Annotated in this window: 29 protein-coding genes; 17 read left to right on the forward strand and 12 right to left on the reverse strand. The window is 32.1% G+C overall.

Going from position 1 to position 23,327, the window contains the following annotated elements:
- A complete protein-coding gene (locus HS5_RS11495; RefSeq protein ID WP_236751514.1) occupies positions 1–633 on the forward strand; it encodes an amidohydrolase family protein in 633 nt (210 codons plus the stop codon).
- Between the two features lie 11 nt (positions 634–644).
- Positions 645–1,022: a RidA family protein gene (locus HS5_RS11500; RefSeq protein ID WP_236753563.1), complete on the forward strand. Its 378-nt coding sequence runs from the start codon at positions 645–647 to the stop codon at positions 1,020–1,022.
- Here the strand turns inward: HS5_RS11500 and HS5_RS11505 are convergent.
- Positions 1,019–1,201 carry a hypothetical protein gene (locus tag HS5_RS11505; protein ID WP_236751515.1) on the reverse strand — a complete coding sequence of 61 codons (183 nt, stop codon included), beginning with the start codon at positions 1,199–1,201 and terminating at the stop codon, positions 1,019–1,021. The genes HS5_RS11500 and HS5_RS11505 overlap by 4 nt on opposite strands.
- Positions 1,202–1,277: 76 nt before the next feature.
- On the reverse strand, positions 1,278–1,997 hold the full coding sequence (locus HS5_RS11510) for a CBS domain-containing protein (RefSeq protein ID WP_236751516.1): 720 nt from the start codon (positions 1,995–1,997) through the stop codon (positions 1,278–1,280).
- 133 nt (positions 1,998–2,130) lie between these two features.
- On the opposite strand from HS5_RS11510, the gene HS5_RS11515 reads away from it, so the two are divergent.
- The 5 genes from HS5_RS11515 to HS5_RS11535 all read left to right on the forward strand — a co-directional run bounded on the left by HS5_RS11515 (position 2,131) and on the right by HS5_RS11535 (position 6,507).
- Positions 2,131–2,802, forward strand: a complete 672-nt coding sequence (locus HS5_RS11515) for a DsbA family protein (RefSeq protein ID WP_236751517.1) — start codon at positions 2,131–2,133, stop codon at positions 2,800–2,802.
- Between the two features lie 13 nt (positions 2,803–2,815).
- On the forward strand, positions 2,816–3,199 hold the full coding sequence (locus HS5_RS11520) for a CBS domain-containing protein (protein ID WP_236751518.1): 384 nt from the start codon (positions 2,816–2,818) through the stop codon (positions 3,197–3,199).
- A gap of 120 nt (positions 3,200–3,319) precedes the next feature.
- Positions 3,320–3,889, forward strand: a complete 570-nt coding sequence (locus HS5_RS11525) for a hypothetical protein (protein ID WP_236751519.1) — start codon at positions 3,320–3,322, stop codon at positions 3,887–3,889.
- Between the two features lie 31 nt (positions 3,890–3,920).
- Positions 3,921–5,759, forward strand: coding sequence for an AMP-binding protein (locus HS5_RS11530; RefSeq protein WP_236751520.1), 1,839 nt, complete (start codon positions 3,921–3,923; stop codon positions 5,757–5,759).
- Positions 5,749–6,507 carry a CoA-transferase gene (locus HS5_RS11535; protein WP_236751521.1) on the forward strand — a complete coding sequence of 253 codons (759 nt, stop codon included), beginning with the start codon at positions 5,749–5,751 and terminating at the stop codon, positions 6,505–6,507. The genes HS5_RS11530 and HS5_RS11535 overlap by 11 nt, the downstream gene beginning before the upstream one ends.
- Here HS5_RS11535 and HS5_RS11540 read toward each other — a convergent pair.
- Positions 6,485–7,249: a CoA-transferase gene (locus tag HS5_RS11540; RefSeq protein WP_236751522.1), complete on the reverse strand. Its 765-nt coding sequence runs from the start codon at positions 7,247–7,249 to the stop codon at positions 6,485–6,487. The genes HS5_RS11535 and HS5_RS11540 overlap by 23 nt on opposite strands.
- Here HS5_RS11540 and HS5_RS11545 point away from each other — a divergent pair.
- The gene (locus HS5_RS11545) at positions 7,242–7,556 is read left to right on the forward strand and encodes a hypothetical protein (RefSeq protein ID WP_236751523.1); all 315 of its coding nucleotides are present in this window, start codon (positions 7,242–7,244) and stop codon (positions 7,554–7,556) included. The genes HS5_RS11540 and HS5_RS11545 overlap by 8 nt on opposite strands.
- Here the strand turns inward: HS5_RS11545 and trm10 are convergent.
- Positions 7,538–8,416 (reverse strand): tRNA (adenine(9)-N1)-methyltransferase Trm10, encoded by an 879-nt coding sequence (trm10, locus tag HS5_RS11550; RefSeq protein ID WP_236751524.1) that lies wholly within the window; start codon positions 8,414–8,416, stop codon positions 7,538–7,540. The two genes, HS5_RS11545 and trm10, sit on opposite strands and share 19 nt — an antisense overlap.
- Positions 8,413–9,483, reverse strand: coding sequence for a VWA domain-containing protein (locus tag HS5_RS11555; protein WP_236751525.1), 1,071 nt, complete (start codon positions 9,481–9,483; stop codon positions 8,413–8,415). Before HS5_RS11555 ends, trm10 begins: the two co-directional genes overlap by 4 nt.
- Positions 9,484–9,549: 66 nt before the next feature.
- Between HS5_RS11555 and HS5_RS11560 the strand changes: the two genes are divergently transcribed.
- The 3 genes from HS5_RS11560 to HS5_RS11570 are packed head-to-tail and all read left to right on the forward strand — an operon-like array spanning position 9,550 to position 12,204.
- Positions 9,550–10,248 carry an FHA domain-containing protein gene (locus HS5_RS11560; protein ID WP_236751526.1) on the forward strand — a complete coding sequence of 233 codons (699 nt, stop codon included), beginning with the start codon at positions 9,550–9,552 and terminating at the stop codon, positions 10,246–10,248.
- Positions 10,248–11,048 (forward strand): metallophosphoesterase, encoded by an 801-nt coding sequence (locus HS5_RS11565; RefSeq protein WP_236751527.1) that lies wholly within the window; start codon positions 10,248–10,250, stop codon positions 11,046–11,048. The genes HS5_RS11560 and HS5_RS11565 overlap by 1 nt, the downstream gene beginning before the upstream one ends.
- Positions 11,049–11,058: 10 nt before the next feature.
- Complete coding sequence (locus HS5_RS11570; protein WP_236751528.1) at positions 11,059–12,204, forward strand: VWA domain-containing protein; 1,146 nt, start codon at positions 11,059–11,061, stop codon at positions 12,202–12,204.
- On the opposite strand, the gene HS5_RS11575 is transcribed toward HS5_RS11570, so the two are convergent.
- Positions 12,169–12,729, reverse strand: coding sequence for a hypothetical protein (locus HS5_RS11575; protein WP_236751529.1), 561 nt, complete (start codon positions 12,727–12,729; stop codon positions 12,169–12,171). The two genes, HS5_RS11570 and HS5_RS11575, sit on opposite strands and share 36 nt — an antisense overlap.
- A gap of 416 nt (positions 12,730–13,145) precedes the next feature.
- On the opposite strand from HS5_RS11575, the gene HS5_RS11580 reads away from it, so the two are divergent.
- Complete coding sequence (locus tag HS5_RS11580; RefSeq protein ID WP_236751530.1) at positions 13,146–13,307, forward strand: AbrB/MazE/SpoVT family DNA-binding domain-containing protein; 162 nt, start codon at positions 13,146–13,148, stop codon at positions 13,305–13,307.
- Here HS5_RS11580 and HS5_RS11585 read toward each other — a convergent pair.
- Both HS5_RS11585 and HS5_RS11590 read right to left on the reverse strand, forming a co-directional pair.
- The gene (locus HS5_RS11585) at positions 13,291–14,520 is read right to left on the reverse strand and encodes a DUF402 domain-containing protein (protein WP_236751531.1); all 1,230 of its coding nucleotides are present in this window, start codon (positions 14,518–14,520) and stop codon (positions 13,291–13,293) included. The two genes, HS5_RS11580 and HS5_RS11585, sit on opposite strands and share 17 nt — an antisense overlap.
- Positions 14,510–16,948, reverse strand: a complete 2,439-nt coding sequence (locus tag HS5_RS11590; protein ID WP_236751532.1) for an aconitate hydratase — start codon at positions 16,946–16,948, stop codon at positions 14,510–14,512. Before HS5_RS11590 ends, HS5_RS11585 begins: the two co-directional genes overlap by 11 nt.
- A gap of 36 nt (positions 16,949–16,984) precedes the next feature.
- Between HS5_RS11590 and HS5_RS11595 the strand changes: the two genes are divergently transcribed.
- Both HS5_RS11595 and HS5_RS11600 read left to right on the forward strand, forming a co-directional pair.
- Positions 16,985–17,620 carry a hypothetical protein gene (locus HS5_RS11595; protein ID WP_236751533.1) on the forward strand — a complete coding sequence of 212 codons (636 nt, stop codon included), beginning with the start codon at positions 16,985–16,987 and terminating at the stop codon, positions 17,618–17,620.
- A 36-nt stretch (positions 17,621–17,656) separates the two neighbouring features.
- Positions 17,657–18,118, forward strand: coding sequence for a single- stranded DNA-binding family protein (locus HS5_RS11600; protein WP_236751534.1), 462 nt, complete (start codon positions 17,657–17,659; stop codon positions 18,116–18,118).
- A gap of 5 nt (positions 18,119–18,123) precedes the next feature.
- On the opposite strand, the gene HS5_RS11605 is transcribed toward HS5_RS11600, so the two are convergent.
- Both HS5_RS11605 and HS5_RS11610 read right to left on the reverse strand, forming a co-directional pair.
- The gene (locus HS5_RS11605) at positions 18,124–18,411 is read right to left on the reverse strand and encodes a hypothetical protein (RefSeq protein WP_236751535.1); all 288 of its coding nucleotides are present in this window, start codon (positions 18,409–18,411) and stop codon (positions 18,124–18,126) included.
- A 102-nt stretch (positions 18,412–18,513) separates the two neighbouring features.
- The gene (locus tag HS5_RS11610; protein WP_236751536.1) at positions 18,514–18,894 is read right to left on the reverse strand and encodes a MarR family transcriptional regulator; all 381 of its coding nucleotides are present in this window, start codon (positions 18,892–18,894) and stop codon (positions 18,514–18,516) included.
- Between the two features lie 266 nt (positions 18,895–19,160).
- On the opposite strand from HS5_RS11610, the gene HS5_RS11615 reads away from it, so the two are divergent.
- Complete coding sequence (locus HS5_RS11615) at positions 19,161–19,478, forward strand: transcriptional regulator (RefSeq protein WP_236751537.1); 318 nt, start codon at positions 19,161–19,163, stop codon at positions 19,476–19,478.
- 30 nt (positions 19,479–19,508) lie between these two features.
- A complete protein-coding gene (locus HS5_RS11620; RefSeq protein ID WP_236751538.1) occupies positions 19,509–20,093 on the forward strand; it encodes an FAD-dependent oxidoreductase in 585 nt (194 codons plus the stop codon).
- A gap of 132 nt (positions 20,094–20,225) precedes the next feature.
- Here HS5_RS11620 and HS5_RS11625 read toward each other — a convergent pair whose 3' ends face one another.
- The gene (locus HS5_RS11625) at positions 20,226–21,440 is read right to left on the reverse strand and encodes a hypothetical protein (protein ID WP_236751539.1); all 1,215 of its coding nucleotides are present in this window, start codon (positions 21,438–21,440) and stop codon (positions 20,226–20,228) included.
- Between the two features lie 130 nt (positions 21,441–21,570).
- Between HS5_RS11625 and HS5_RS11630 the strand changes: the two genes are divergently transcribed.
- Entirely contained in the window at positions 21,571–22,332 is a 762-nt protein-coding gene (locus HS5_RS11630; RefSeq protein WP_236751540.1) for a hypothetical protein, read from the forward strand.
- Here the strand turns inward: HS5_RS11630 and HS5_RS11635 are convergent.
- Complete coding sequence (locus tag HS5_RS11635; RefSeq protein WP_236751541.1) at positions 22,322–23,248, reverse strand: mechanosensitive ion channel family protein; 927 nt, start codon at positions 23,246–23,248, stop codon at positions 22,322–22,324. The two genes, HS5_RS11630 and HS5_RS11635, sit on opposite strands and share 11 nt — an antisense overlap.
- Positions 23,249–23,327 lie beyond the last annotated feature (79 nt).

Consider the following 23,327-nt stretch of genomic DNA (forward strand, 5'->3'; position numbering starts at 1 on the left):
GTGAGAATAGACGTTCATCAACATCTGGGAATAAAATGGGTAAACGCTAAAGAAATACCTGGGTTTGATATTATTTTATTAAATCCTGCATATAAATATTCGTGCCAATGCTGTGTAGATGGATTTTATCAACAATATCTTTGGCTTAAAGATAAAAAAGAAAGTAAAACGAAATACCGTTTACTTGGTATGTATAATCCCAGATGTAGAGTTCCTTTAGAAGTTGAGCTAAAGAGGCAATATGAAAAAGGAATAGAAGGTATAGTGCTAACTCCGGATAAGCACGGATACAGTATAAACGAAATGGACAAAATTCTTGAATTTGCAGAAAAGTATGAATTACCAATATTTATAAAAACTAAGCAAGATATAACCGAGAAAGTAAAACAATTTCCTCGGCTCAATTTTGTAATATTAGGTTCTTACTATCCTCAAGAGAAAATTGTATATAAGTTGCTTAATTTTAATCGTGTATTTTTTGAAACTTCCGGAGTTCCTGAGGAGTTCTTAAATGGAATACCTAGGAGAAGGTTAATTTATGGTAGCGGATATCCTTACTTACCTTTTAAAAGCTATAATTTAATTGACAAGATTTCCGAAAATGCGTTAAAAATAATTAGCATATTATATTAATAATGTATTCGATGAAAGAAATAATCTACTCTGAAAAGGCCCCAAAGCCTATAGGTCCTTATTCTCAAGCAGTTAAGATAAATAATTCAATATTTGTGTCTGGCCAAATCCCTATAGATCCTAAGACTAATAATGTAATTTCTGGCGGAATAAAAGAGCAAACTACCCAAGTTTTAGAGAACATCAAGGCGATATTAGAGGCGGCAGGCTCAAGCTTAGATAAAGTTGTAATGAGTTTCGTGTATCTCAAAAACATGAATGATTTTCAGGGTTTTAATGAGGTTTATTCTAATTATTTTAAAGATAGCCCACCAGCAAGAGTTACAGTAGAGGTTTCAAAATTACCTAAAGATGTTTTAATAGAAATAGCTGTAGTGGCGGGCGTTTAAGAAAAAACTTTTTTCAATAGCTTTTCTACATGCGGACAATTTAGATCTAACAGATCGTGGTTTCCATGCTCTATACAAGATGCTGCTATAGGTTTTCCTTCTAGCAACACTATTGAGGCTTCATCGTCTTCAATTATTGTGTATGCAAGGCCTTCAAAGATTTTTCTGAAGTCTTCCATTTCTTCTCACTTATTCCATAATGATGTATTTTTTCACTTATAAGCTTTTCTTCTTCTTTCGTGGATAGGTAAAAAATTAAATAGATAAGACTGCAAGAATTTCCCTTTCGCTAACGCTACCTAATATTTCCTTTGCATCAGTTACAGGTAAAAATCCTATATTATTTTCAGCCATTAACATTCTTGCAGTTTCTATTTTATCGTCAGGAAACACTTTAAACACATTATTTGACATAAATCCAGAAACTTCTGTTTTTGCCAAGTCTTTCTTAGCTAATAACGCTTTACCTATATCTTTAGTAGAAATGATGCCACAAGGTAAGTTATTGCAAGCTATTATTGCATGTCTAACGTATTTTTGTTTCATAAAATCTACTACTTCAGTTATAGTAGTATCAACTGAAACTATCAATGGATCTTTATTCATGATATCTTGTACTAAGGAATATATATCCGCTTTGCAGTACCTTATTAAATCTCTTTCAGTTATTATACCTTCAATGGCATCTCCATTACCTACTATTAGAGATCCTATACCCTTTGAAGTAACTATTCTGCATGCTTCTTTTAAATCTGCGTTTTTCTCTATGAATTGTAGATCAGAAGACATTATTTTATCCACAGTATCATCAATTTTATTCCAATTATATACAATATCTCTCATAGTAATTATTCCATCAGATTCAACTACAAGTCTTCTTATATTATTTCTAATCATTATATTTAAGGCATCATAGATTTTAGTATTTTTATCAACTTTTATTACATCTTGAGACATAACGTCCTTTACTAACATAATTATTTAGCCTCAATTTATATTATTATAGCCCAAATAAAAAACCTTTATTTCAAAGATTTTAATAAGAACTAATCATTACCGTTAACATCTAAGCTAATGTTAAAAACTATTGTTTTTAATCTTAGATAAAATGATAGAGATAAAATTCTTTCATGACGTATTATGCCCTTATTGCTTTATTGCAACTAGAAGGCTAATGAATGTAGCAAAAGATTACAAAGATCAAGTTACTGTTAGGCATAAGTCGTTTATGATGATATCGTCTCTTGATGATTTGAAAGATATTGCACCAACAGTAGAGGAGGCTAGAGAATTATTTAAAAATGAATTCTCTATATTAAAAAAATATATTCCAGATTATGATCCTGGAAAAGTAATAGACAAAGGAAAGATAGGTTATATCTGGTCTCTTCCACCTCAAATGGCTTGTAAAGCTGCAGAATTTCAAAGAGGGGATGAAGGTCACTGGGAATACTATAAGAGGGCTCAAGATAAGTTATTCTTTGAAGGAGAAGATGTAACTTCAGATGATGTTTTAATAGAGATAGCCAAAGAAGTAGGACTTGATGTAGAAAGATTTAAAGACGATTTCAAGTCAAAAAAGGCAAAATTAGCAGTAATACAAGACGAAGAAGAGGCTCATGCAATGGGAATTCACGGCGTACCAGCAATTCTGATTAATGATAAATGGTTAATTAGAGGAGTTCAATCGGAAGAATATTATAAACAAGTTATCGAGGATCTATTAAAGAACGACGGAGAGCCTAAGACTGTTAACCTAAAAGCTTATTGGGAACAATAAATAATATTCTCTTATGAGGACTGTAAAAGATTATATGACAACTCCAGTTTTTCAAGTGGAGGCAAATACTAGTCTACAAGAAGTTTGTAAGTTAATGCTAGAGAGAAGTATAGGCTCGGTTATAGTAACGGATAATGGAGAACCTAAAGGAATATTCACTGATAGGGATGCAGTGAAAGCTATTGCTTCTGGATTTTCTCCATCAGACGAAGTTAGAGTAGTAGCTACTATGGGCAATCTAATAATAGTAGATCTTAATACAGACATAGCAGAGGCAGTAAGTATTATGACTAAAAATAAGATTAGACATTTGCCAGTTAAGGATTCAGAAGGAAATATTGTTGGGATACTATCTATTGTTGATGCCTCAAAAGCAATTCAAGATATCTATAAATAATTTTTAATCATTTCACATTTCATTATTTTAATGTTATGCAACAAAGAAAGTCTGTTTAATAAAATAAATGTGAATTCTGAACCTAGAAAAATATTTATTTCTATCTACATATTTGTTATTATGAAAGTAGGGATACTAGAAGACCTTAAGGGTAATACGACTGCGTTATGGAATGCTGAACATCTTATAGTTCTTAATGGCAAAAGGGAAGAAATTAATTTAGCTTATGGTAAGATATCAAATTTTATAGATTTAGATATTTTAATAGGTAACAAATTTTTAGATGGAGAGAAAAATTTTCTAGGCCAAATTTACGATATAATAATAGATGACTCACACATTATCGAAAAAATTGAAGATAAAAAATTCAAAGCTGAAATGACACTAGGTAACGTGGCTATTTCCTCAGCTAAGATATTTGATGATTTTGTGACTTTCTTTTTTCCTTTTCCAATTCGCGATTGTAGCATAAAATCGTCAGTAGTTTATGAAATTCTAGATTATGATATTATGAGAGAAATTTATAGGATAACGAAGCTTGGAGGTAGGACAAGAGTAATAATTAGAGACAAATTGCATGACGGCTTAGCTATAGATAATATAATGAAATTTATAATAAAATTTTATGTGGAGAAAATAAGTTGGAAAGATGGATTCTGGATGATTGACCTAATAAAGAAAAAACGATAATGTTTATTTTCATCTCAATAAGAACAATTTTATGAATCCCGTTTATAGTAAGATGAAAGAAATTCATGAATATTCTTTGAAGTATCCAGAAAGTTTTTGGGATTCTATAGCTCGCGAATTATTTTGGTACAAGACTTATGATAAAGTTGTGGAATCTCATTATCCTTATTATGTTTGGTTTAAAGGAGGTAAAACTAATATAACATATAATATTCTGGATAAGAGAAGAAATAGTAATAAGGTAGCGTTATATTGGGAAAGCGAAAACGGTGATAAAGCATCATTAAGTTATAAGCAACTATATAGTCTAGTATCCTCATTTGCAGGAGCGCTAACTCAACTAGGCTTAAAGAAGGGTGATGTTGTTACTATTTACATGCCAATGATTCCAGAAGCAATGATATCAATATTAGCTTGTGCAAGAATAGGGTTAATACACAACATAGTCTTTGCAGGGTTCGGAGAGAAGGCATTGAGAGAAAGAATAGAAATTGCAGGATCTAGGGCAATTATTACTGCAGACGCAGGATACAGAAGAGGAAAGGAAATTTCCTACTTGAATGTTATAGAAAATGCAACAAAAGATCTGAAATTAATCAAGATTACTGTGCCAAGAATTGGTAAAATAGTCGGTTATAATTTTTATGATTTGTTAGATGCTAAAAAGGTTGAAGCAGTGCCCATGGATTCTCAAGATCCCCTTTTTATATTGTTCACTTCAGGAACTACAGGTAAGCCTAAAGGTGTTGTACATTCTGTGGGTCCTTACACAGTTTGGGCTTATTATCATGTTAAATGGCTAATGAATTTTGACGAGACATCCACATTCTTTTCAACTCCAGATATAGGATGGATTAATGGGCATTCTTACAGCACTTATGGTACTTTACTTAATTACGGTACTTTACTTTGGTATGAAGGAGTTCCGGACTATCCTAATCCTCAAGTATGGTGGAGATTAGTGGAGTATTACAGAGTTACGGACATTTGGACTGCACCTACTGCAATAAGGCTACTAATGAGGTACGACAGTAAAATTGATTACGATATTTCATCGTTAAGAATGATAGCTAGCGCAGGAGAAATATTAGGAGAGGAGGCTTGGAAATGGCTAGTTGACATTACTTCGAATAAAGTTTATGTTATAGAAACTTGGGGTCAAACGGAGAATAGTGGTTTCATAACTTCTCCTGGGGGATTTTACATTGGGGGATTGTATTACAAGAAAGGTTCAGTAGGTTATCCTTTACCTGGAATAGATATAGCCATTTATGACGATGAAGGTAAAGAGCTTCCTCCAAATGCTAAAGGTAATATTGTAATAAAATCGTCGGCTCCGGCTTTTATGAGTTCCCTATGGAAAGATGATGAGAGATATAGGAAATATTACGAAAAGTTTGGAGTATACTTAACAGGAGATTACGGTTACATTGATGAGGAAGGATATTTATATATTTTAGGCAGAGTAGATGATGTAATAAAGGTTGCAGGTCATAGGCTAAGTCCTGCAGAAATAGAAAATATTGTACTTTCAAACCAAGAAATATCAGACGTTGCCGTAGTAGGTAAGAAAGATGAGATAAGAGGTAACGTTCTAGTAGTTTTTGCCTCGTTAAAACAAGGATTTACTCCATCGGAAGAATTAAGGGATAAAATAATGGCTGAGATTAAGAAAAATTATGGTGGAATAGCAGTAATTGATTATATTATATTTGTTAATAAGTTACCAAAGACCAGAACGGGCAAGATAATGAGGAGAGTTTTAAGGGCATTCGTAAATAATGAGGAATTAGGTGATCTATCCACGTTAGAAGAGAGAGAAGCTATAGAAGAATTAAGAAATAAACTTGGTGATATTCTTGGAAAATAAACTTACTGATATTAAATCTGCTCTAGATTTGATAAAGGAAGGAGATACGATAACAATCAGTGGCATGTCTATTCATAGAAATCCAATGGGATTTATTTTTGAAATGGTAAAATCTGGAATAAGAAATCTAAATTTTGTAGATAGAGAGCCAGGATTAGGTTTAGAAATTCTTTTACAAAATAGCATGCTGAAGAAAGTCAGAGTTGCTATGGCGACGTTAGAATGGTTCGGGATGTTACCTAGCTTTAGGAGAAAAGCAGAAAACGGAGAAATCGAAATTTTAGAAGATACGTGCGGAGCTTTTATTGCTGGAATAAGGGCTGGAGCTTTCGGTACTCCTTTTATGCCAGTTAAAGGAATAATTGGTTCAGATTTAGTTAAACTTCACGAAAAAGAAGGCACATGGAAAATAGCTGAAGATCCATTTTCTGGAGAGAAGATAGTCCTAGTGAGGGCAATAATTCCGGACGTTACAATAATTCATGTAAATAGAGCAGATGCTGAAGGTAATGTCGAAATAGAAGGCCCAGTATATGAGGATGAGTATAAAGCTAGAGCTTCAAAAAAGGTAATAATAACTGCAGAAGAAATTGTTGATAGGAGTTATTTCTATAAGAGGAAACCTAATATTTATGCAGAACATGTTACTGCCGTAGTAAAAATACCCAGAGGTGCAGAACCAACCAGTATGTTTCCATTATATGACGCGGATTACGATAAAATTCTTAGTATTCTAGGTATGACCTGAGGTTACTAGGGTCCAGTAGGTTAATAAATTTCTTTTCCTCCTCATTTATATCTATTATATCATGTATAGCATTATATACGTCAAATGCTGTATTTTCTTTTATTTTATCAAAATTACTCCAAGGATATGCATATTTAACATACCATTTTTTATCTTCCCTAGAATATTCTAACACACCAAGATTAGTAATTACAATAACTTTATTATTGGAGAATTTAGCCGTTCCAGTGGCAAAATCAACTCTTTTCACTAGCGCAGATTTATTATGCTTTAAATTCCATAAAATGGCCTTTTTAACTAGTGGCAATATATAAGCAGTGGCAGCTCCTCCAGGCAGCCTTACTTTAGGTTTAAAATAATCTCCTATTACTGATAAATTAACATTTGTCTCCTCATCTATTTGCACGGGACCAAGGAACATCACGTCTAATTTGCCTTTTTGGGCTAAATCAAAAGACTCAGCTGTAGGCAAAACGGGCGTGTCGTCAACGTAAAATGGACTGCCAGTAGAAGGTGTTATTCTAATATTAGAAGGATTATCAGCTTCCGCAACTCCTAAAATCCTTATTTTTTTACCATAGAAATCTCTAGCCATAAAAGCTCCTAAAATTGCAGGGATTGAATTTAAACCAACGTAAACTGTCTCTCCATTCTCCAGATTTAAGGCTATTGCCTTTATAACTTGATCTATCATGTATGTAATTCCTAAATACTCGAAAATTAAGTTTACTTCTATGTCCATATATAAGTTTGGTAATTATTATATAGCAGGTGTATCCCACGTAGTAAGAGGATATCTTCAAGATATTGTTCTTGTATATAAAGAAGGAAATAATTGGAAAATAGTCAGTGCTGAAAGATTTAGGACTAATGATACTACTTTAGGTAAAATAGTCAATAAGGTTAAATTTGCAGTTCATGAAGACGACTTAAAGAACGCTGTAGATGAATTGAAAAAATCTGGAATAAAGCTAGAGGAAGTTAATAACATACCATTTCCTAGAAAATTGCTACAAGGAAAGAAAAAAATTCAAGCAGAATTCGATTGAATTCCTAATCTTCTAAGCACTTTATCGCTAGGCTTTAACCATTGTATAGCTTCTTTCAGATTACCCTTCTGTTTTTCTACAAGTAACCTATTAAACTTGTCAGCATTTGACTGCAAATCTAAAATTGCGTTTTCTAACCTTTCTCCTTTATATACATGCAATATAATTTCAATAATTTTATTTATTCTATCTGGCACTCCTACGGTAGATCCTCGTAGTGCTATTTTAACGTGAGGAAAATCGTATTTGGCAATCTTTGCCATTTCATATGTAGCAAACCTCCAGCCAGATCTATCTATAATTCCTCCTATTATGAATGTTTGAGTATTCCTAATTAGTTCTTCTGTGGCTTCCATTTCTCCATATGGATTGAGAATTATTGTATTTCCCTCTGGTACGACGTTAAGTCGTATCTTGTTTAAAAATGGTATCGAGAAGTTACTAGGAGGATTATTTATTGATAAATTATAATCCCATAAATATTTCCTTATTGAATTTATAGAGCATGTTAACTGGAGTAATAATCTATTTCTCTCTTCCTCAAAGTGCCTATCCCATAAAGATAAATCTATGATAAAAATCGGAAATCTGGGGAAATCTATTTCTATACTTTCCCTACCATTTTTAGAGATTTCGTATCCAACTTTTTCATTACCTTTACCAGAAAATATCCTAATTCCTTCTTCCTTTGCCTTAAGTTTTCCTTGTCCATCAAATTCTTTCAATTTCAAGTCCTTTAAAAGGACATTTACTGCAATGTCTTGTAAATATGAGTTTCCTCTTCTCTTTACTTTCTTTATATAAATATCATGTATTCCTCTTCTTTTGAGGAAAAATGAAAGTTCTTGGGCTAAAATCATGATCTCATTTTTTTAGTTACTTCAGATAAATCTGACTTTGGATGGCCAGTAAGTTTTTGAGTCTCTTCTACCAAAGCTTGATTTCCGCTTTGTTGAGCTGTTTGCATTAATTCGGCCATTAATCTGGTAGTATCTTTACCTTTAGCTAACACGTCAGCGTACTCTTTTAATAATCTATAATACTTAATTTCTGCAAGCACGTCAGAGTTTACTGTTGATTTCACAGTACTATCCTCATTCCTTTCTAGAGTAACTGTGCTAGATAGGACCTTCGGTTGAGAATCTACGGGATCAGTGTAATTAGCAGTAAAAGTCAAATTAACGGGCAAATCTCCGCGATCTATTATTATTGTGCCGTAAACTGCAATCAGTTTATCTACTATTGGAATGAATATTGGAGGTTCATAATTAAATGAAGAAAATCCTTGAGGTACGTTAAGCGTTAAGTTTAATGCGTAAGTAGACGTAGTTCTTTGTTCTTCGAACACATTAGGTAATTGAGAAACGTCCTCTATATGATAAAATACTCCAGCCGATCTGTCTGACATTCTCTTAAGTATTACTTCATTGTAATCTTTGCCAATTCCTATTGAAATAAAGGTTAAATTAGGAGGTAGTTGTAGCGCCTCATAATCTTTTACATTCGTCTTGTCTTTGGGCTTACCATCTGTTAAAAGTATAGCTTTTGTTGGCATTCCATCACTAGCTATATCAATAATCTTCCTTATCGTTTCATGTAATCTAGTCGTCCCTCCAAATTTTCTAGGTATGGAGATCGGACTTCCCCCTGGGCCGTTATAAATAATTTCAGGATGATTTGAGAATAAAATTAAAATAACATTATTAGTTTGAGGTATATTTGCGAGTAGGGTTTGTGCAGAATTTACTGCAGTATCAAATTTATTATAATCTTTCATTGATGGGCTATTATCGACTGCGATCACGTATCTTATATTTGCTGTAGTAGAATATTTTTCAGGTACTATGTAAATTATTAGTCCGACTTCGGTCTTATCGTCTCTGCTAATATATTTATGCGATGTTTTAATTTTTAATGATATGGTCAATTTTTAAAAACCCTATAGTAATGTATGCAAAAGAGTTTATTAATGTTTTTGTATAAGTAATTAAGTATGACATGGAAATGTCCAGTTTGTGGATATGAAAATTCTGATGATGCACTTTTTTGTATTCAATGCGGTACAAAGAAACCTGAGAATATTCAACCGGAAACACAACAAACGACGCCAGAAGGACAGCCAACTCAGAATGTAGAGACTTTACCAACTCAGCAATCCTCAGTTGAACAGCCTACAACCCAAAATATGGAAAATTCTCCGTCTCAGCAATCTCCAGTTGACCAATCTATTCCACAGCCAACTACCTTAGAACAACAAACTTCAGATACTACAACTCAAGCTGCCCAAGAGCAGTCTCAGGTCACTCAACCCGTATCGCAACCAGATCAAGGTATGCAACAAGTTTTGCAAACTCAACCTACTACAGGAAAATATTACATAATCTTTATTGCAACTCCTGTATCAGCGTTAAATAAGAGTAAACTGCCTTTAGATTTTGATGTTTTTGAAAGCGTATCGATAGGAAGAAGTCCAGAAAACGTTATCGTAATACCTGATCCAGAAATTTCAAGAAGGCATGCGATAATTTCACTAGAGAATGGTAAATTATATATAGAAGACTTGAATAGTACTAATGGAACTTATATGTACGATGGTAAATTATTCCAGCCAGTGAAGGGTAAACAGGAAATTATTCCGGGTAGTATAATAAAACTTGGTAGTAATACAATGTTAAAAATTGTGATAGAGTAATGACGTTGAGTGAAAGTGAAATAAATGATATATTAAAATTACTTAGCGAAGCTCATGATTTTTTCGTGACTAATCCTCTTCTGCTTGAATTACCAGATAAAGATACCGTAGCGTTTATAGGAGATACTCACGGAGCTTTAGATGTTACAGAAGAAGTTTTTAGAGAATTATACGATAAAGTAGACCTGCTCATATTTTTAGGTGACTATGTAGATAGAGGACCTCAAGGAATAGAGAATTTGATGTTAATTCTAAGGAAAATGTTAGAAAATCCAAAAAAGGTAATAATGCTTAGGGGTAACCATGAAAGTCCCTTAACTAACGAATTTTATGGTTTTAAAGGAGAAGTAATGGAAAAAATGGGAGATTATTATGAGGATTTTGCTAATATGTTCTCAGTTATGCCATACGCTGCAACCATAGATGGTTATTTCTGTGTCCATGGCGGTATAGCAAGGAATTTAGAAGATATAAAACAGATAAACAGTTTAAAAAGACCTGATGTTAATCCTGATGATGAAATAGCTTTTGAAATGCTTTGGAACGATCCTAGAGAGGAATTAGAAGGCTTTATTCCTAATGTTAGAGGAGAAGGCACTTACTTTTACGGAAGAGATGTTACCTTAAAATTCCTAGAGAGAAATAACTTAAAAGGAATAATAAGAGGTCATGAAGCCGTTGACGCATTTAGGTTTGAGATGGATAATAAAGTGATTACAGTATTTTCTAGCAGATATCATGGTTTAGGTGCAGGAGCCCTACTATTTAATAAGGGAAGTTTTTGTAAAGTATTACTGTAGGTGAAATAAGATGACACTATCTTTGAGAGTAGATGTAAGTCATAGATGTTCCTTTACAAATGAAGTAAGAATGATGTTCAAAATACTTTTAGTTCCTGAAAAGATATCCACTGCTACAGGATTTCATTATATAATATTGCTTGATACTAGCGGATCTATGGAAGGGTTAAAGATAGAGAAAGCTAAGAACGGTGCAATGGACTTATTAAAAAAGATCCCTCAAGGTAACAAAGTTACATTTATAAAATTTGCAAGTACCGTGAATGTTATAAAGGAATATTCTGATCCATTAGACTTAACTGCTGAAATTCAAGACATTACGGCTGGTGGGCAGACGTCATTATTTACTGCATTATTAACAGCTTTCAAAATAGCTACTAAGTACAATATGCCAGCTTACATTCTTTTACTTACTGATGGTAATCCGACAGATGTCACAGATACAAGGACTTATGAGAAAATGAACATTCCTCAGAATGTTCAGATGATTTCCTTTGGAATAGGTGATGATTATAATGAAGAACTTTTAAAAATCTTGAGCGATAGAACGGGTTCGACATTCTATCATATAGAAGAAGCTTCTGAAATTATTGAAAAACTACCTAAGGCAGCAAAAACTAAAATAGCCGGTAAAAATATAGTAGTTAATATAGTATCAGAGTCTTCTGTCAAATTATTAAATTATTCTTCATTACCTGTTAAGATAAACGCAGCGGAAGGTGTAATCAAAATATTAGGAGAGACTATAATACCTCCAAACTATTCTGGAAATTTTATGACAGTTAGGGTTAATTATGAAGATCCCGCTAAAAATTCACAAGACGCTTTAATGAGTATCGTATCATTAAAGCCTGCTCAAGATCAGCAAACTTTCATTTCTAGTATAAACAAGGATGTTATAATGGAATATGAATATTATTCTACGTTACAGAAGTATTCAGAGGACGTTAATGCAGGTAATTTAATAGAAGCTACTAGGACATTAAAGAAGATGGAAGAATTGGCACAGGAAACTAGAAGACTCGAGCTTATTGAGACTACAAAGAGGTTATCTACAGATCTTGAAACTACTAAAAGAATAGGTTCTACTGAGCAGACCAAAAGACTTTCTAAAGAGGTCTCAAGTGAGGTTACTAGAAAGTTGAGAGGAGAATAATGCATAATCCATGTCTAAGATTTTTGATTTAGAATGCCTATTATTAGGGACTATCTTAATTTCTGCCGGAATCGAGGTTGCATTGATTCCCCAGCTTAATAAATAATTGGAAATTTCATTATATAACTCTTCTTTATTTTTTGCCATGATTGGTACATCATGCAATATTAATATCTTTTCTAACTCCTTTTTAAATCCAAAAAAGATAATGTCGCTAGTCAAAGCATTTAGATTTCTAATTAATTTAGCATTTATACCAAGTACAATTTTCTTGCAATCTTTAAGTGAAGAAAGTCTTCCATCGCTTTTAGAGGTTATTGTATATTTATATCCTATCTGAATTTTGTTACCTTGTAATCTATGATCTTTTATTACAATTAGTTCCCTTATAATATTAAGATTAGAGTTTAGTGATATAATTTCTGGAAATTCCTCTGCTAAAAAGGGTACAAAAGCTTTCCTAGTTACAATATAGTTAGCCTCTGGTGTAAGAATTGAATCAACATTATGACCGAACAATTTCATATGTAATGCTATATTTTTGTAGAATATATATCTTGCATTTATGTGTACTTAAATCTGTATGTAACAGTTTGATAGATAAAAAAATGTTTATAAAAATTCAATTAAATCGTTAAGGTATTATGTTAATGAAGTATAAGCTCGTGCTATTAAATAAACATTTATGTAATTTATAGTTATAAATTAGGCTGATAAAATAAAAAGTATTTAAGATAATGATATGACTAAAGCATTTAATAAATATTAAACATCATAATACAGCCTTATTTCTTATCGCAGTTTATCATTATTATTGAAATATAATATAAAAATTCAAGGGATTTTACGTCAATTTTATTGTGTAAGAATATCCTTAGTGATTGAAATTATGAAAAAATTTTAATATCATATCGAGATGTATTTAGCAAGAGGGAAGAAAATTGGCAACAGAAGATATAGTAAAAGTTAGCAGAAATTATCAAGTAACTATTCCTGCGAGAATTAGGCAAAAATTCCAAGTAAAGGAAGGAGATTTAGTAAGAGTTGTTTTCGATGAAAAAGAGAATACTGTGAAAATAATACCAGCTAATAAACAGACATAATATAATTTATTTCCTTCTTTATTCTATCTAGCATGTCATAAGATAAGTATTTTTTATTTTCCTCTAGTTTTTCCTCATCTATTACAAATTTTTCTCCATTTTTAATTACTACATCTACATCAAGGTCGATATACCTAATTCTTCCATCCATAAGTTCAGGCGGAGTCGATATATTTATGTATTTTCCCTTTAATATACCGTCTTTTCTGTAGTAATTATGAATCTCATGCCATTTACGCGAATCTATTTCCATTACATCATAATCTCCGTCTTCCTTCCTAATTCCTAAGCCGTCATAATAACCGTTCCCGGAAATTTCCCTTTTAAGTAATAAGCAATATCCATCATCTGAAACATTTTTCTTAATCACTTTTCCTGGTTTTAAGAATATTCTCTTTCTATTGATTTTTATATGTTCTATTTCCATAGTGTCCTTAATCATTGAATCTAAAATTTGTCTTGGAGTAGCTTTGTTATTTTCTGCAATATCCACTTCTTTTGATCTTGACATCTTAAGCATGTGATGAAAATTAATTGTCTGTATAATGTTACTTCTTATTCTGTCTAAGTTTAACTTATCCTCTAGAGATAGAATTATAAGGAAAAAGTAACATCCTTGATTATAAAAATCTTCATTTTCATATCTGAACATTAAATTTTCCAAATCTTTTTCAAGAGCATCATTGTTTTCAAATTGAGAATTACTTCTCCATTTTATATTATAGCCTTTTTTATTATATTTTATGCTTATGTTTAATAATCTCCTTTTATCTTCTGGATTTACATGTTCAGAAAAAAACGTTCTTCCTTCTCCCCTCCATAACATAGCGAATTTACTTACAGCCTTAGGCATAGACAGTATTATCTTATCATCTATTGGAGGCTTAATTACAATGCCTTTCTCTAAACAAGGTTCTACATCGTAATTTTGATATTTACAGTTTTGTATTTCAATGAAAGAATAAAGATTAACAGGAGATTTCCACACTATAGAATATGGAAAAAGTTCTTTCAAGTAATCTTCAGTTATATTTCCCATCACTATTAACGAGCCTTTATCTTCGCTATCCTTAAATGTTATATCTGCGGGTTCTCTTTTAGTATACTGCATAAATCTTTCAGCAATTTGAGGGCTCTGTTGTACAATCTCAAAGTTCTTAGATAGTAAGTATGTTAGAGCTGTGGTATAGATTCCTCTTATTCTAACTTTCATCTTTTATCATCTTTTCTAGGACATAATTCAATATTCCTCCAGATTTTAAGTATTCAATTTCACTTTTTGTATTTACTTTTAATGTTCCTAAGATCTCTATTTTATTTTCTCCTCCTAATGATATCTTAACTTTACCTTCTGGTTTTAATTCCTTTAATTCTATAGAAACTAATTCGTTTCCTTTTATTCCAAGTTTCTTCCAATCCTCAATCTCTATTGGTAAAACACCCATAGCAACTAGATTACTTCTATGTATTCTTTCAAAACTCTCTGCTAATACGGCTTTAATCCCAAGTAACGCAGTAACCTTAGCAGCCCAATCCCTAGAACTACCACTCCCATACTGTTTTCCTGCAACTACTATAAGAGGTACTCCTTCTTTCTTGTACTGCATTGCAATTTCATATACAGTACCTTCTTTTCCATCTGGAAAGTGTACAGTATATCCTCCTTCCTTATTTGTTAAGTAATTTTTAAGTTTAGGATTTGAAAATCCGCCTCTAATCATTACTTCATGGTTGCCTCTTCTAGCTCCGAAAGTATTCAACTCCTTTACTCCTAGTGACAAAAGATACTTGCCTGCTTCGTTATTTGAAGATATAGGTCCGGCAGGAGATATGTGATCAGTGGTTATTTTATCTCCTAAAAGTAAGAGTATCCTAGCATTTTTAATTTCCAAGCTCTGGTTCTTCTCTTTAAACCAAGGAGGCTCAACAATATATGTAGATTCTGGCCAGTCATATACTGGAGAAGGAGTTACTTTCAAATTCTCCCAGTTTTCATCTCCTTGAAAGATTGTAGAGTATTGTGATAAATAATATTCAGGATTCATTGCTAAATTCATGTAAGAACTTATTTCATCAAGCGTAGGCCATATATCTTTTAAATATACTGGTTTACCATTAGGATCAAAAGCAATAGGTTCTTCATAATTCATATCAATTCTGCCTGCTATGGCAAAGGCTACTACCATAATAGGTGAAGCCAAGAAGGTTCCCTTAAGTAATGGACTTATCCTTCCTTCAAAATTCCTGTTTCCGCTTATTACCGCATAGGCATCAATGCCATAAGCCTTTATGTCGTCCTCAACTTCCTTAATTAGAGGTCCTGCATTGCCTATGCATGTTGTGCACCCAAAGCCTACTACGTGAAATCCAAGAGCTTCCAGATAAGGTAGTAATCCCGAGTCTTTTAAGTATTTTACAACTACTGGCGAGCCCGGAGCTAAACTAGTTTTCACGTAAGATTTACTCCTTAATCCTAACTCTACAGCCTTCTTAGCTAGTATTCCTGCACCTAACATTACTGTAGGATTTGAAGTGTTTGTACAACTAGTTATTGCAGCTACTACTACATCGCCGTCTTGTATAACTTTCCCTTTATTTCTCTTTTCAATCTTTAATGAACCGAAACTTATTCTCTCATCAGGGTTTCTTGGTCCAGCAATTGAAGGTTCTATATCGTTTAGATTTACTTCCACAACATCAGAGTATTTAATATCTTCTTTGCTGTTGAAGTAAATTCCCAGCTCTATAGCAATTTTCTTTACTCTATCTCCGTCACGACCAGTTAAATTAAGATATTTTATAGTCTGTTCATCTATAGGGAAGTACCCTACTGTAGCCCCGTACTCTGGAGCCATGTTTGATATTGTAGCTCTATCTTGAACTGAAAGCCGTGATAAGGAGTTACCAAAGAATTCTACGTATTTTCCTACAACTCCTTTTTTCCTCAGCAATTCTGTAATGTACAAAACTACATCAGTAGGTGTTACTCCTTCTTTTATTTCTCCTTCAAGCCTTACTCCTATAACTTCTGGGACAACAGCATGGTAAGGTTCTCCCAGCATTACTGCCTCTGCTTCTAATCCACCAACGCCCCAGCCTAAGATACCTAAACCACCTATCATTGTAGTGTGAGAGTCGGTTCCTATTACAATTTCGGGCTCATTATTGTCATTAATTACTTTGCTTAAGTACTCAAGGTTTATTTGATGTATTATTCCCTTACCTGGTGGGATAATTCTGAGATTCCTAAAAGATTTTTGAGCCCATTTTAGGAATTTATATCTTTCCTCATTTCTTTCAAATTCCTTCTTCATATTAAGACTTAAAGCGTAAGACGTACCATAATAGTCTACTTGAATTGAGTGATCTATAACTAAATCGCTTTGGATTACTGGATTTACTTTACCTGGATTTAGTCCTCTTCTAGATAATTCTGACCTCATTTCAGCAAGATCTACCAATAAGGGAACTCCAGTGTAATCTTGCATTATAACTCTAGTCGGCATGAAGGAAATTTCCTTTCCAGTCTTCCAATTTATTATTGAATCTAAGTCGTCCTGGGCTATTTTTTCTCCGTCTATATGTTTAGAAATATTTATTGCTAAAATTCTTAATGAGTAAGGAAGATTTTTTAGATCCATGAGAATTTAATACTTTATAAAATATTAAGGTTTAACATGGAAGCTAACCTAGTTTCATTGTGTAAGAAATGTAAAGCCTTAGGATATTTTGGATCTTATGTTAGAAGAGAAGATTATATAGAAAATGTTTCGGACATAAACATATTTGCAATTACTGATGATAAGTCATTACTATTAGAGCTTGGTAGTTATAATGGAATTTCACCTATTGTAGTTTCAGAAGAAAAATTTAAGGAAATTTGTAAAAATGGAGATGTTATTTGTTATTATATACTTCATGACTCTAGGCTTATTTGCGGCGAACTTCCCAAGGTTGAATTTTCAATAAGTAATAACACGTGTGAAAGACTAAAACTGTCCTCCTCATCGTTCATTAAGCTAAGCTATGAGGCTTTCAAAAGAAACGATGAAGTGAGCACATTAGAAAATGCTTATAGAGCCTTAAGGAGCCTTATTCAATATATTTCCTGCAATTCCTTAAGGAAGATACCTGTTTCTAATTCTGAAATTAAGGATACTTGTATGAAGCTGAATTTAAATTTTTGCAAAGAATTTGATAATATAATTTTTATGAGAAATATGAGAAATCCTCTAACCGTGTGGTCTTTAAACAGAATATACAATATAATTAATTCTCAAATTAAATTAGATTTTTCATCAACATTTGCATAGAGAAAAATTAAATAATAGTATGCTAAAGAATTACATATGTCAGAAGCTCAAAGAGATATTGAAAGAGCTGAGGAATACGTAGAAACAACACCTAGAACTTCTATCTTAGGTGAAAATAAATTCGAATTATCTACAGGGTTAATAATTGCCGCAAGATACGCAGATAAACTAAGAAGGGTTGCCTTAGTATCGTTAAGTAAGATAGTTCCTAGGGAAATTATAATAAGAGATGTGTCAGAATTTAATAAGAACTTATATGATAAAATGGTAAATCAAATGAAAATTGATAAATTAGATGTAATAAAGTTGATTGTATCAGTTAGATATGATAAATCTCAAAATAAATTGATTTTCGAAGACACAAAAATTATAAAGTATTATACTGAAGACGAGTGCAAGAAGCAGTATGAATCTATAATTCAAGAGAATGAAATGCTAAAAAAGGAAATAAGCGACATAAGGAAAAAATTATCTGACTTACTTGGCTCAGTTCAATAACTTTTTTATCCTTTTATCAAACCTATTACTAAACCTATAATAAAGACAATAGAATTATAGGGAAGTAGTTTAATATAAGACGAAGCTTCACTTTCTGCCTTTGATGCTTCTTGGCCTAGTGTTATCAATCCATGCTCTATTGTGCTAGGAGATACTGCACCTATTGCAACAAGAATTATTATTATTGCAAGGATTACTATACCTATTTGAAATATTTTCTTTATTAGAATGCCTACTAATAATCCAAGAACAAAAGCTATGACTAACGATACTACATCAGTTGTTGAAATCATTCAACTAAATATCTTCCAAATATCTATTAAAGCTTTTGCCAAATACTACAAATAATAAAATTTGTAACTTAACAAAATATTTAAGTCTTAATTAAAAACTTATTACGCTTCAGCTATTACTGGTAAATGCTCTTTTAGGTTTTCTTTAACCTTACCCACTAATGCCTCTAGATCTTCTGCAATTTTCTTATATAAGTATTCATTATCTACCCAATATACGTAGCCCGGTCTTCCCTTCTTTTTGTCTTCATCAATTTTATCTCTTAGTATTAATCCTTTATATATTAAGTTATTTATAGATTTACTAATTGATGCTTTAGTAACTTTTAACGTTTCAGCTAGCTCATCTGTTGAGATCTTACCTTTTTTGGACATTATTACATGTAAGACTTCTACGTCACTTTTAGATAGGCCGTATAGGAATGCCATTACCTCGTGTATGTCGACTTCTCTTCCGTCAGGGAATTTTATTCTTTCTGCCATTTTTCCTCTAATCTTATTATACTGTATTCTAAATTTAAAAAAAGTATGTTTATTAAAATAAGCAAAAATATACGTTTAGGTAAATATGTGTACATTAATGAACATATATTTACATAAATATATACAATTTAGATATACTAGCGTAAACTGTGTTAATTAGAACATGATAATAGGCTACTTGAAAAAGACGTAATTAACTCTGTTAATTGATTTTTCCTTGACTTATATTACATTTAATATTTATTCCGATACGATAACATTCAACTATGAAATGGCAAACAGAATGTGAAAAAGCTTATTCCCTTATCGTTCCTTATTTGAGAACAATACTCATTAAAAAACTAATAGATCGAGGGGTTCCAATAAGAAGAGCATCTAAAATCGTAGGCTTATCTATAACATCTTATGAAAAGCATATAAAAGATGATAAGGTAAAGAAAATTCTAATGAATGAAGATATAAATGATATGTTAGATGCTCTTGCTAGCAGGCTTTACTCTGGAGAAAGAATAGAACCAACTACCTTTTGTCTTGTGTGTTCTACTGCTAGGAAAATATTTGACCTATCCCCTTGTATTTTCTAAACTTTTTATTTAGTTTCCTAAAAAATAGTTATGGCAAAGATTCTAAGTAAATGCAAGGTAGGGAACAAATTAATTGTAAAATTTGATGAGAAAATTCAGTTTAATCCAGGAAACACGATAGACGTAATTATAGATAACGATAGACGTACATTTTCAATAGCCAGCACACCATGGGAAAGTTTCATAATGATTGCCACAAAAATTAGAAACTCTCCATTTAAGCAGAAACTTTTAATATTGAAAGAGGGAGATGAAGTAAAAATTGAAGGCCCCTATCAAGACGAATTTGTTATAAAAGATTCTCCTAAGCATGTATTTATAACTAAAGGAATTGGAATAACTCCAGTAAGATCAATGGTATTGTATTTACTTAAAAATTCTCAGGATGCGGCAATATATTATCAACCGGACGATGATGGCGTAATTCTATTCAAAGAAGATCTTAACAGTGCTATGAAAATAGAGCAGCTAGATAATAAAATATTCAAAGAAAATCAAGATGCTATGTTTTATATAAGTGGTGAGCCTGAATTTACTAAGGAAGCTACAAAAATTGCAGTAGATAATGGAATAAAACCTGGTAAAATACTTGTGGAACCGTTTAGCGGATACTAAAAATCAGACTGTTATTTTATTTCATTAATCAAAACTCGGCAAAATCATCATATGTATAATTAATTTTTGCTAACGCTAATATTTAAATCAGACGCTGGCGTATTCCTCACAAGTCAGTTGCATAGTCTGTCATCACAAGAAAAAAGCGTTGAACCATCCTCTTTTTCTTATAATATTAAATATTTCTTTCCTCAAATTCACTTTATCCTTAAGTGGACAATCTACACATTCTTTAATGTCTTCTCCTTTCGTAGAGTAATACCAGAAAGATATTGGATCTACTATGCTAATTTGATTATTAATATTTTGCAAAGCAAATGGCATATCAATCATCATAGAATGTATTTCTATTACATCTTTTAGTAAGCTTCTAGCGTCGCTCTTAGATATTGCCAAGTTAAGGAAATTTGAGAATAATCTATCATAATTTGTAAAATCTAAGATTCCATTTTTAGCAGATTGTGAAAATGAGGAAAAAAGATACTCATTAATCTCTAGTTTTTCAGAATTATGAAAATCGACTAAACTAAATCCTCCAATTCTTAAGATTTTATCACCCTTTCTTACAAATAAGCCAACGTAAAGTCTTCCCTTATTTAGACTACTAAGATCGAAAAATTCTAATTCCTCAGTTCTTAGCCCTCCTTTATATGTCGATAAAAAGAATCTTCCTAGTCTTTTATTAACACTTTTCCCGTTAAATTCGCCCTTTCCCTTATCACCATTATCTATAAATACTGAAGTAAAGAACGTCAAATCATCTAATGTAGTTAAAATATTTCCGTTATGAGGATCTAGTTTATTTGTAAATAAAACCAAATAAAGTGATTTTAAATTTGGATTTACAGGCTGTACTTTTCCATTTACAAGACTTACGCTATTTGTCATAAAATCAAAATAATCTATTGCACCTATTTCTGGAACGTAAGCTACGAGTTTTCCTTTATCAGAAATTAATGGTACTACATAGAAAGGCTCAGAAACTTTTCTTAATTCGCTCACCAATTCTGGCACAGTATCTTTCTTTTCTTTAGGCTTTCTTTCTTCTTTTTTAGGAATACAATTAGTAAATAATGCAATATCAGATATTTTTACGTCATTAATCTCCTTACCTATGTAATCCTCAGCTTCATCTATAAAATCTAGTACAGCTCTATGAAATGTTGTTTTATCAAAGATCTTCTTAATAGTCTTTACTTCCCCATTTTGCGTACATATATATGCTGTAAATGAATACTTATCATTTTTGCTCAGTAATATTGGAACGTTATCTTCAGTAGTTAAAGCGGCTATAGATCCATTTTCAGCATGCTCGAGTAAGTAACTTATTACATCATAAGCTTTCATGGAATCCAATTATCTAAAAGATAAAATTAAGCCTTTTCTCACTTCTGTTTTCACAATATCTGTGATTTTAATAAAATAAAACTGAATTTACAAAAACAAGTTTATATTTGTTAAATGAAAAACAGATTATATGCAATATATAGAAGAAGTGACAATTCCTATTGGTAAGACGTTTGTTAATTCCATATTGTCAAATCCATATTATGTCTCAGGGATTTTAGGACACGTTTCGCTCTTAAAGGTTTATGATAAGGCTAAAAACGATTATTTTCCTCCATCAGAGGTGAAGGAAGCCGATAATAAATTCTTGTCAGCATTAGTTTTACAAGATGAGAAAGGTAGGGTTATTGTCTATCAAGGAGAATTTGCAGGACCTAATGTACTGCCTAACTACTTGGAATATAATCTTAAAACTGATGATGGGAAAATAGAAATTAAACTAAACTTTCAACTTCAAGAAAAGGTTAATGGAACAAAAATTAACATAGGTTGTGAGTTTACTCAGAGGAGAGGGTTTTTCGACTTTTTCTCTAAAAATTATGGTAAATTCGATGAACATCTAGTAAGAGGGCATATAGTTCCATTTCTCAATTCATTATTAACAAAGTTTGCTGTAATGCGGAAGATTTATGAGGAAACGCTAGGACTTGATGATGCGCTAATAAAGCTAAGGGAATTACCTAAGACCTCTGGAATTATAATGATTAAAGGAGATTCGTTAGATTTTACTGGATATTTTAACGAGGATGGAATGATTGGCTCTGAATTAAATTACAATGAAAAGGTATATAATAATGCAGACGCTTTAGCAGCGCTGTTTAAAGTAAAGAGCGAAAACGTCAAAATGGTTATTTATGAGCTACCCATTCATGATATAAAATTTAACTTTTAGCTATCTGTTTTTGCCCGTTAGTAGTTTGCAGCTCTTTAACAGTCTTCATAGTAACTCTAAGTACTTGATCTCTAATAGGTTCTTCAAATACTGATTTAGCCACAGTGTCTATTCCTAGGATATAGGTAGTAAAAGTAGTTTCTAGCACTTTTATATCAACGTCCAACACGCCATTAATCTTTTCTACTCTAGGCTTTAGTTCTCTAATTACAGTCTCTGGATCAAGATCTTTTGATACTTCATACTTAGACCTTATTTTCCTCATTTCTTCGGAATTATGAACAAATATCGCTGCTTGTACCATTATGCTGTTAGGAATCTTTACGGGCACTTTATCATCAGTATAAATTGTAGTATAAAGTAACGATATGTCAGTTACTACACCAGTGTATCCTGGAATAAGGAAATCATTGGAAAAGAACTTTGGAGGATAAGTCGGTATATCTAATCCGTATTGCCAAGTCGAGACTGTTATTCTATCTCCTACATTATAGGGTCTTGAGAAGAGTAACATTATTCCTCCAAATATATTTGATAGTACAGTTTGAGAAGCAAGACCTAAAACCAATCCGGCAAATCCGCCAGCAGCTAGTGCTGCGCCCAAACTTACATGGACTAAAATGAAGAACCCTATGAACGCTATAATATACCCTAATAATCTAGTTACGAAAGACACACTAGTCGCATTACTTGCACCAATGAAATTTCCTAGTCTATGTTTAACTACTTCAGATATTAAATATGATACTAGAACAGCTCCTACAAACCATATTACGGCATAAAAGTAAAGCAAATAATTTGGAGGGATTATATGGAAGATGTTTGCTAACACAAATACAGCAGAACCTATGGATATGGCTGAAACTATAACTGTTATTATTAATCCTATTAATTGTCTTTCACTAAAACGGCTCATATTATTCTCTATAATTCATCCTTTATAAACGAAGATTCACTAAACAGAGAGAGATATAAGCTAGCTAGATTATATTAGT

It is taken from the genome of Acidianus sp. HS-5 (genome assembly GCF_021655615.1).
Lineage (GTDB): Archaea > Thermoproteota > Thermoprotei_A > Sulfolobales > Sulfolobaceae > Acidianus.